Below are 2098 nucleotides of genomic sequence, written 5' to 3'. Positions count from 1 at the left end.
AAGCCCATTGGTCGACGCGCTTCGCGCGATTCCTCAGTGCCAACTCGTGCTTTGCCGCCATTATACTCGAAACCATAGGCGGTCAATCACGACAACGTGCGACCTTGTCCATGTTCACGAAGGCCGAGCTATCTATTGGGCGCTGTTTCAACACATATTGCATGGCGTCCCCTATATCGTGACGCGACGCATTGATAACCCACTAAAGAAAAAGTGGTTGTCTCAACTCGCTTACCGCAAAGCCAGTGCGCTGGTAGGCTTGAGCTCGGAGATTCTCCATCAACTAGAGAAGCATCATCCTGATGCCAACTTAGTCAAAATCCCTAGCTCTCCTGTCACGTACCCAGTATCTCAAGCAAAGGTTGAGCAAATCAAAGCGCAATTTAGTGATAAGTTCTTGGTTATTCATGCCGCCAATATGTATGCGCATAAAGGCTTTGATGTCACGATTGAAGCGGCTCGATTACTTGCTGACATATCACCTGACATTCAGTTTTGCTTACTCGGTGATGGTAAAGAGCGTGAGGCGCTGGAGGCGAAAGCCAAAGGGCTCCACAACGTCCACTTTGCTGGCAAACAAACCAATATGGGCGATTGGTTTACGGCGGCAGATTTATTCGTCCACCCTTCCTATTCAGAAGGCTTAGGCTCGGTCATTTTAGAAGCGATGGCGGCCGGATTGCCTGTAATCGGCGCTCGAGCTGGCGGGATCCCTGATATTATTGAGCATGGAGTCACAGGACATCTCATTGCGCCGGGCAACGCCAATCAGTTAGCGCAAAATATCGCGGAAATAGCTCAACAAGACGCGCTTAGAGCTCACCTTATAAAAGGCAGCCACCAACAAGCTGCTGCATGTGATATTTCCCAAACCGCGCTGACTTATCAAACGCTCTATCAGAAAGTCAGTAAGGATTTATGAAAATTAAAGCTCTAAATAACATAATTATAATCAAAAAACTTCTCCCGTATAAAATTATAAAACCCCTAACTCATACTCCAACTTTCTCCATTTCTTTACCAGCTTACGGCGAGCCAATACTGTAAAATTAGAAATAATAATAAGTTTTAAACCATATCTTCTTGTACCTAAACCATCGATAACAATAGGTGTTATTTTATCTCTATTCTTTTTTATCAAGATCTGATCAGAATTAATATCCCCTAAATAAATACCATATTTATAGAAGAATAAGAATAAATCACTCATAATTCTTATAATATCATTTTCTGATATTTTTTTACATTTAAACGTCAATGATCCAGTCGTATTGAGGGGTGACCATCAAAGTCTCTTACTCTTTCAAAGACCAAACCAGGACCATAATCAGTATCAACATCTCCATAGTATTCAGGAATATGATAGAATGGAACTTTCTTTCTTTTTAATTTCTCAAAGTAGTATTTTTCGATCTTATTTTGCGAGCGATGAACAACACCAGGCTTATTAACTTTAACACAACGTTCTTCCACATCTGGATGTACAAAGCACAACCGCTCATTGCCTACACCTAATAAATCACTCTCTCTCAAATTTAGTTTCATTTTATCTCTAAAACCCTAAGTTATCTACAAATTCAAAAGTGCTTTCGATGGAATTATTAGTGTTTATATAATAATACAATGGTGGCTTCTTCTTCAAAACAAGCTTAAAATATTCCCTCCTTAGAACATCTATAGTAAAGTGTGAAAGTTCCTTTTTCCTTTTTATAATTATATCTGAAGGCGCGTCTAGTTGAATGATGCACTTTGTGCTAGGAGCTATGTTAATCAGAGTTCCAGAGCTATTATTTACTTTAACATCCTTATCTTCGAACCTAACCCCTGACATCAAAAGATCTATATAATACCGATCTAGTACTTTCATTTTTCCTACTCTGGAAAAAAACTAAGTAAATAACCAGGGATTAAGCTAATCCAAAAAAGAGTCAGGTTATTCAAATCATCGAATTGGTTTTTTTCCAAAGGTTGGCCATTATTTTTTTTCCTCTTTTTTTAAATTAAATGAAAAAACAACTTTGTAAAGAACCCTCCTCCTAAACAACCTTTTAAATCTAAAGCTTTCAGCATCACGGCACATACAGAACCTATTTATTAT

General features: G+C 38.9%; 3 protein-coding genes. 1 reads left to right on the top strand and 2 read right to left on the bottom strand.

All coding sequences use genetic code 11. The features are described 5' to 3' along the window. A partial coding sequence (locus DZ54_RS0116675) for a glycosyltransferase family 4 protein (protein ID WP_025675329.1) occupies nt 1–922 on the top strand: 922 nt, incomplete at its 5' end. 54 nt (nt 923–976) lie between these two features. On the opposite strand, the gene DZ54_RS26975 is transcribed toward DZ54_RS0116675, so the two are convergent. After that, a complete protein-coding gene (locus DZ54_RS26975; protein ID WP_025675327.1) occupies nt 977–1210 on the bottom strand; it encodes a protein kinase family protein in 234 nt (77 codons plus the stop codon). Between the two features lie 44 nt (nt 1211–1254). Next, entirely contained in the window at nt 1255–1545 is a 291-nt protein-coding gene (locus DZ54_RS26970; RefSeq protein ID WP_051416085.1) for a YrbL family protein, read from the bottom strand. Nucleotides 1546–2098: the final 553 nt, after the last annotated feature.

It is taken from the genome of Salinivibrio socompensis S35 (assembly GCF_000513715.1).
In the GTDB taxonomy this organism is placed as follows: domain Bacteria; phylum Pseudomonadota; class Gammaproteobacteria; order Enterobacterales; family Vibrionaceae; genus Salinivibrio; species Salinivibrio socompensis.
Note: the sequence above shows the minus strand (reverse complement) of the source record. Positions and strands in the feature narration are given on the sequence as shown.